The following is a 6,691-nucleotide window of genomic DNA, read 5'->3' as shown; positions in this document are numbered from 1 at the left end:
CGCAATGCAACGAGTCCGGTCGTTTCAGACGAACCCATGAGGGTTTGAAGGGACGTTTCAAATCAAAACCATGAGCGACATTGCCATCGTTTCAGACGAACCCATGAGGGTTTGAAGGACCTTCGAAGCACTCCGCGTCCAACTCATCGAACTCACCTCGTTTCAGGACGAACCCATGAGGGTTTGAAGGGGATTATCGCCGTCTACCGGGTGCAAGGCCCCGGGTTTCAGACGAACCCATGAGGGTTTGAAGGAACGCTCGTTGCCCCAACTCATCAACCAAGATGAGTGTTTCAGACGAACCCATGAGGGTTTGAAGACGGTGGGGTGCTGACTTCACCTTCAACGGCGTTTCAGACGAACCCATGAGGGTTTGAAGACGGTTCGTTGGGTGAGATTACTGGCATTTCATCGGTTTCAGACGAACCCATGAGGGTTTGAAGCAAAGCGGCGATCAGAGGCCAGGTCAACACCATCGAAGTTTCAGACGAACCCATGAGGGTTTGAAGACTGGCTCGGTTGGCCAGTTGAAGAAACTCCGTTGTTTCAGACGAACCCATGGGGGTTTGAAGCAATTCGATTCCTTCCTGGGTGGATGTCGTGATCTGCTCGACTTCGAAACCATCGAGCGTTTTCTTTTGAGACATCAGTTGGCAATTGGTTTGAGAGATCAGTGACCGTAGCGCTTGTGCGCTTCGTCAATTGGCAATACCAAGGAGACCTCGACGGCATTCTCGTCCTCATCAATGTCGTAGAAGGCCGTCCATGTTCGACCAATGTGCAACCGATATCGGTCTTCACCCTCTATCGTCAGTTTCTCTTTATCCCCCGAACCACGGCCGGGGTACGGTTGTGAGAGCTTCGTGAGGTTATCTCGGACGATGCGCTCGGTCTTCTTATCGGCTTCTGCGAGAAAGCTACGCACTTCCTCGGAGACCAACACGACGTAGTCGTCAGCCATCGGTTATGCCTCGTCAAGTGGGACGAACTCGCTTTCGTCTTCAATCTGCTTCATATCTCGGAGGAGACGGCGTTTCTTGTGTTCTTCGATGAGTTCTGCCAGTAATTCGTCATAGGTTTCGCCAGCACCTTTCAGGTCTCCGAGTTCGCGGAACCGTTCTTCCGTGACAGGGATGCGCTTATCTGCGGACATCGTTGTTAATCCTTACAACTCTGATCTTCTTAAGTGTTTGGGAGAGAATCGAATTGAGAACACGAACCCCGATCTTCCCACTCGCAACCTAATCCATTATGCAAAATTCCCGCGAGCCCGCAATCTTGGCCCGCCAATTAATGTTAGATATCCAATTATTGTGGCGCCACATGACGAGACAGCCGATTGCGACCAGCGTCACCTCCACCGAACCCCCACCTTCGAAGAGGCGAAACCAGCTTGCAAAGGCCGCTCGTCGTGGCGAGCGAGGTTTTGTGCTTCCCGGAGGGCGGCGACCCGACCGTTTCCACTTTCGCTGATGGAATTCAGGAGTAGTGCTTCTCGTTCCCTCGATTAGCCGGTTACAACTCAACAGTGCTCATCGACTCAATGATATTCGCTTCCGTGGGTGCAGCCAAATACGGCTCAATCGCGTCATAGCTTGACCATCCACCGAGCGCCATCACAATTCGCGGAGACACATTTTCCTCAACAAGTAGGTGGTTCGCCCAGCAGCGGCGCAAATCATGGGTAGAGACACGTTGATAGTCCTCGTTGTCTGTCTCGTCGGCAACGCGGTCGGCAGCGTGCTCAACCCAGTACTGAACGGTGCGTTTCGACCGCTGAATCAGGGGGTCGTCGTCCCGAAGACCGGTCTCCCGAACATAGCGATTGATCGTTGCCTCGATCTCAACCGGTAACCATGTCTTGCGTTGTTTCCCGCCTTGGTAGCTTCCAGTCGTGTCCTTCCCATTCGTGACCTCTAGCTCGTAGTGGCGGCCGTCGTCCATGCGCGCGATGTCTGCTGGTGTGACGCCGAGAACTTCCGTCACTCGCAGACCACAGTCGCCCATCAGGCGAATGGCGATCTCATGTTCGAACGAATCAGCGGCGCGCGGAATCGCACGGTATTCCTCACGACTGAGCCACATATTGAACGTCCCGTCTTTGTTCCGTTCCGTCCTCATTGCGTGTTAGTCATGATTTTCGTGCAATATAGCGGTTGGGGACGGTGCTATCGAGATGTTGAGTCGGGTGATTTCGGTAGTCTCGTGGGTTGTCGGTGTTTTTGATTGCACGTTTATGGATAAGCACGAAATTGAACTATTCACATGATCTGATCTCGTTCAGAAGTCAGAGTTAGTATTGTATACTAACCCACCACATGCCAATAGAAACCAGCACTGATTGGCGCGACCGTGCAATCTGGACATCCAAACGGGCGCTGCGTCAATCCCAATCGATTTCTTCCCACCCTTCGAAGTGCTTGATTCGGAGTTTCAATTCAAATTCGTCCCATCCACAGTTGTCATAGAGGAATTGGACCAGAGAACCGAATTCGCCGTTATCAAGCATGATTCCCCGGTTCCCGTGGTCGATAATGAATGATTGTCGTCGGACGATTTCGAGAGATTTCTTCGCGTCACCACCTTTGTGTGGGGGATAAGACGCTTTATTGAGAACCACGTCAGCGGGAAGTGGTTTCCCATATCCGTGGTTAGTAACGAGGACACGAATAATAGAACAAACTAGTTCTGTGTCTTGCATGTATGCTACATGGGTGTAAGGGTTAATAAAGGTTCCTACTTCAAAGTAAGGTTAGGCATACTTCGAGTGGTGGCTAGCATGCCAATACTTATGTTCTAGCCTTACTTTGGTGTAGTCATGAGCAAACCAGGTATGGATGCTAAAACGCCGAACGACATGACCACGAAAGAGCAACGCCTAGCCTATCCGTCCGGCTGGTTGTATCTCTGTCAGCATGAGAGTGTTCACTTGATGCTTGATGCACTCCTCCAGGTTGATCCCAGAAAGGAGTTTAACAAGACTGAGTTAGCAGAATTCGCGGGTGTCAGTACGCAGAGTGTCCGACGGCACATAGGAAAGCTTGTTGAGCTAGGTATTGTTGAGGAGACAGCTAACGGTCGCAGATACCATTACAACCTTGAGAGTAAGACTGGCCAGATCGTGGCTGAATTGAATGCAGAGATCAACGCAATTGGTGCAGGCCGAGCGGATGAAGAATAGACAGGTGGTCTTCGATGACTGAATAATCTACACAACGTACTGAAAGCGGTGGAAGTATGGCGACCCAGTGTTTTGGCCTCACGTCCCGAAGTTGGTTCGACGTGGGTACGACGAAGCCGACACACCGACCCCCAATGTAGCCGGGAAGATGCCTGACCAGAAGAATTCTTGGCCCAGTCACGGTAGAACCCGGAAGCTGGTCACTAATAAATACGCATCACGAACTGTGCATAGATTGATAGGGGGGTCCCGGGATGGTCTACTTTCGCTTATCAAATCAGGCAGTAGAAGGGCGGTCAGCCTACTTTGGGTTTTTGCTCCACTTACCGTCCTTTGTGGTCCCAGAATCCAGCAGGGTCACGGAGGTGGTCTACCTCCGCTTGATTGATTGGGACCCGTTTGTCTCACTACCACCTATTGCACTAAGCAGTTGTGCGCAGAGATCGAATTAAGGTTCTGATTGTGATGATGGGCTCCCACGAGTTGTTATGCATATCGAGTAGACCTGCATTGAATTCCCAATCCGCGCACAACGCACGGATGAGTCCGATGAGCTACAATTGGTACTGGAGCGTGATATGTCTATAAAACCGACTGGAATAGACTAATTCTACAGAGAAAAGTGATTTACAAATACTCGCTTCGAGCATCAACGATGCGAGATACTGACGTACTTTATCACCATCGCTCTCCCCAATCAACAGTAAAAGTAAGAGGACTGTTACCCAAGGGAGACGTCATATTTATTTTTGTGAACTGACCAGTTATGTCAAAATGGTCATGTCCGCCATCAACAGTTCTGGAACGTCCGTAGTTGTCATGTGCCGCGTCTCGTGTATTTCCATGTTCAACGCCATCTTCAATGGTACCATCGCCACCTGCAGCCACCCATAGAGATGTCCAAAATTCACAAGTAGAGATGAAATCTGATGAATAACTAGTCACATCCATTGCCCCCTCAGGATTTTGGCTTATGTACCCACTTTGTTTAATTTTTAGTACTTCTAACGTATTCGAGCGAGGAATAAAACTAGCTTTGTTTATTAAACCATTATGACTGAAACTGTCCCAATAGCCAGGCTGTAACGTGCCATGAATCGTAGTCTCTCCTTGATTATAATCTTTAGATAGATGGTCGTTACTATCTGCCTTCCCCTCCTTCCGACAATCTGTAGTATTTACTTTTATAGTATAATCTACTGTAGTTGGGTTAGACATATCCGGTTTATGAAGGCCAACTTCTAATGTTGTTCTGGCTGCTTCTACTTGACCGCTGAACGCGGAAATGGTACCCAATCCAATTGATGACCCGACGGCTGACTTTAGGAACGTTCTTCGATTTTTTTCCATCATGTTTTCCTCCAAGAAATTGATGGTAGTATAAATTAATAAATTTATCTTAAACTATTTTATATAATTTCCTACAAGGAAAATCAATTTTTAGTATATTGCGATTGCAAAATTCGCATGCTATATCCAAGAAACCAGCCAAGAATGCCATAGATAGGGGCAGCAAAATACGCTATATCCGCAACATTCATAATAACTGGTGGATTGCCAAAAATAGCGAATACCATTCCAATAATGAGGGCGCTTGTTAGTACACAACTCATAAGGATGCCACCGCCCCTATATGCGTTACCAGCAGCAAGACAGATTAAAGCAATTGTTAGGAGAGGCGCATCCTTGGTGAAAAATTCAAACCACGTGTTTAGTCCTACTGCACCAGTACCGAGATCAACAGTCATCTTGTAAAACACTTTCATTGATTGAGCACCTTTAACAATAGCATAGCTCCCAAGTAGAATTACAATAACGAAGGCAATAGCGCGAAGGATTTTTTGCTGATCAGAGTAGTGGCCGAGCACCAAGCGGGACATGTTAGCTGAGGACATAATTAGATATAGTGCATCGATCGCAAAAAGTGTTTGTTTAATTCGGATAGTTGAACCCGTTGATCTATACAAAAAAGATTCAATGGTTGCTAGACCGCTAAGTACCTGTTTCAAACGCACGGGATAAGTGGGCATTCGGTGGAGCAAGCGTACTCGACTTAACACATTTGGACAGACCAGAAAGCTTATCCGCAAGCAATCCACGTCAGAGCTGACATTGAGCTAGTCGCGTCAGTCAACGAGCACTGTATCAGCGTATTCACCTACTAGTATAATTCCTAGCGACCAGATCAAGTGTTCGACGGATGAAAGCTGGTTATGGAGGTGTGAAACCATTGACTAGACAGTACCTACCATCTGTTGTTTCCAATAGAGAATTATTACCATATAAATCCTATGAAATAGTAAATTTATTATTAGATGTAGTTAATATATAATTGCCCATGAAGAGAAACAGTAATGGTGGAGTCAATAGAAGAAGTTTGATGGCCGGTATCGCAGCTTCAGCATCAGCTGGTTCAATAATCCAGCCAGTTAGCGCTGAATCGGAAAAGGACGGGTTTGAACAACTAAATGAGATACGTGATAAATATGAATCAGTTTCTACAGTACAGACATTGATAAAGGATAGCCCACAACTGTTCCAAACACTTGAACAAGATAATATTCTCCAGAAAGATGATTTGGAAGTAAATAATTTACTATGTACTGATGAGTATTTAGCAAGTGATAATGGTGCACGTGTCTGGGGCGTAAGCCACCCCGCAGATGACAAACCAACTGCTCACGTTACAATCCGTCGGAAAATTCCTGCTGGTAAATTAGTAATCGCTTTTAATCCAGATCGTTCTGATACAAAACCACGAGCACTTCTTCGGAAAAAAGTCCCAGAAACAGGCGGTTCATCTATTCAGTCGTCCCGATATATTGTAGAAAAAGGTGATTTGAAGAAAGATACAAAAACAATAGTTCCTCAACGTCCAAAAGAGTTGGATTTAAATGAGGCAGAAAAATTGTCAACATCACAGGGATATATATCACCCCAAGGAATGATAATATACTTGTGTAGAAACCGTGGAGATTCCGGTTGTGGTGCATACAGGTGCTATTCTTGGGAAGGAGAATGTCTTGGTGAATCATGTACCCTATACGATTGTACCGGTAGCATCTGCTGTGGTGGTTGTTGTTGTTGTGGTTCGCAAGATCGGTGCTGTGAGGTCTGTGGAGATTATCAATGTACACACCCCCCAGGTTGCAGACCTGACTCGTTTAGTTGTAGTTCTGGCACTGGTTGTAGTAATTGCTGTTATTCACCTACTTGTTAGTTGAACTCGTCAAATCTATCTTATACTATAAGATTTTATTGATAGACACTAGCATATATTACCACAGCCCCACTTTCGTCATAGTATCCAATTTCTATCGCATTGTATAATCTGTTCTTCGAACAACCAATTGATACACTATATATTCTATGAGGATTCACTCTAAAGTTGGGCCATCATATGTTAATCACATATGATTTCCATTATATACATATAATCTACCAAATAATACCTAAACAAATTTTTATAATATAGTAGATATCGTGGGCAGTAAAGAGGAGTTTTACTAA

8 protein-coding genes and 1 CRISPR repeat array are annotated in these 6,691 nt (G+C 46.3%); of the genes, 2 read left to right on the top strand and 6 right to left on the bottom strand.

The window, feature by feature from the left end; all coding sequences use genetic code 11:
- Positions 1-21: 21 nt before the first annotated feature.
- Positions 22-572: direct repeats of the CRISPR family, unit length 29 nt; unit sequence GTTTCAGACGAACCCATGAGGGTTTGAAG.
- Between the two features lie 98 nt (positions 573-670).
- The 4 genes from A4G99_RS03270 to A4G99_RS25050 form a co-directional block, all read right to left on the bottom strand.
- Positions 671-961 carry a type II toxin-antitoxin system RelE/ParE family toxin gene (locus A4G99_RS03270; RefSeq protein ID WP_066139416.1) on the bottom strand — a complete coding sequence of 97 codons (291 nt, stop codon included), beginning with the start codon at positions 959-961 and terminating at the stop codon, positions 671-673.
- A gap of 3 nt (positions 962-964) precedes the next feature.
- Positions 965-1,153, bottom strand: a complete 189-nt coding sequence (locus A4G99_RS03265; RefSeq protein ID WP_066139413.1) for a hypothetical protein — start codon at positions 1,151-1,153, stop codon at positions 965-967.
- A 362-nt stretch (positions 1,154-1,515) separates the two neighbouring features.
- A complete protein-coding gene (locus tag A4G99_RS03260; protein ID WP_066139410.1) occupies positions 1,516-2,121 on the bottom strand; it encodes a site-specific integrase in 606 nt (201 codons plus the stop codon).
- Positions 2,122-2,383: 262 nt separating this feature from the next.
- Positions 2,384-2,701, bottom strand: a complete 318-nt coding sequence (locus A4G99_RS25050; protein ID WP_150123027.1) for a hypothetical protein — start codon at positions 2,699-2,701, stop codon at positions 2,384-2,386.
- A 117-nt stretch (positions 2,702-2,818) separates the two neighbouring features.
- On the opposite strand from A4G99_RS25050, the gene A4G99_RS03255 reads away from it, so the two are divergent.
- Positions 2,819-3,181, top strand: a complete 363-nt coding sequence (locus A4G99_RS03255; protein ID WP_223301674.1) for a winged helix-turn-helix domain-containing protein — start codon at positions 2,819-2,821, stop codon at positions 3,179-3,181.
- A 678-nt stretch (positions 3,182-3,859) separates the two neighbouring features.
- On the opposite strand, the gene A4G99_RS25045 is transcribed toward A4G99_RS03255, so the two are convergent.
- Both A4G99_RS25045 and A4G99_RS03250 read right to left on the bottom strand, forming a co-directional pair.
- On the bottom strand, positions 3,860-4,534 hold the full coding sequence (locus A4G99_RS25045) for a hypothetical protein (RefSeq protein WP_150123026.1): 675 nt from the start codon (positions 4,532-4,534) through the stop codon (positions 3,860-3,862).
- Positions 4,535-4,614: 80 nt separating this feature from the next.
- A complete protein-coding gene (locus A4G99_RS03250) occupies positions 4,615-5,076 on the bottom strand; it encodes a hypothetical protein (RefSeq protein ID WP_066139404.1) in 462 nt (153 codons plus the stop codon).
- Between the two features lie 443 nt (positions 5,077-5,519).
- Between A4G99_RS03250 and A4G99_RS25040 the strand changes: the two genes are divergently transcribed.
- A complete protein-coding gene (locus tag A4G99_RS25040; protein ID WP_150123025.1) occupies positions 5,520-6,401 on the top strand; it encodes a hypothetical protein in 882 nt (293 codons plus the stop codon).
- Positions 6,402-6,691: the final 290 nt, after the last annotated feature.

Origin of the sequence: Haladaptatus sp. R4 (assembly GCF_001625445.1) — an archaeon.
In the GTDB taxonomy this organism is placed as follows: Archaea; Halobacteriota; Halobacteria; order Halobacteriales; family Haladaptataceae; genus Haladaptatus.
Note: the sequence above shows the minus strand (reverse complement) of the source record. Positions and strands in the feature narration are given on the sequence as shown.

What these genes read in the sequence shown, in the direction of transcription:
- A4G99_RS03250 (WP_066139404.1), bottom strand. Translation starts at nt 5,076, where the DNA reads ATGTCCTCAGCTAACATGTCCCGCTTGGTGCTCGGCCACTACTCTGAT.
- A4G99_RS03255 (WP_223301674.1), top strand. Translation starts at nt 2,819, where the DNA reads ATGAGCAAACCAGGTATGGATGCTAAAACGCCGAACGACATGACCACG.
- A4G99_RS03260 (WP_066139410.1), bottom strand. Translation starts at nt 2,121, where the DNA reads ATGAGGACGGAACGGAACAAAGACGGGACGTTCAATATGTGGCTCAGT.
- A4G99_RS25045 (WP_150123026.1), bottom strand. Translation starts at nt 4,534, where the DNA reads ATGATGGAAAAAAATCGAAGAACGTTCCTAAAGTCAGCCGTCGGGTCA.
- A4G99_RS03265 (WP_066139413.1), bottom strand. Translation starts at nt 1,153, where the DNA reads ATGTCCGCAGATAAGCGCATCCCTGTCACGGAAGAACGGTTCCGCGAA.
- A4G99_RS03270 (WP_066139416.1), bottom strand. Translation starts at nt 961, where the DNA reads ATGGCTGACGACTACGTCGTGTTGGTCTCCGAGGAAGTGCGTAGCTTT.
- A4G99_RS25040 (WP_150123025.1), top strand. Translation starts at nt 5,520, where the DNA reads ATGAAGAGAAACAGTAATGGTGGAGTCAATAGAAGAAGTTTGATGGCC.
- A4G99_RS25050 (WP_150123027.1), bottom strand. Translation starts at nt 2,701, where the DNA reads ATGCAAGACACAGAACTAGTTTGTTCTATTATTCGTGTCCTCGTTACT.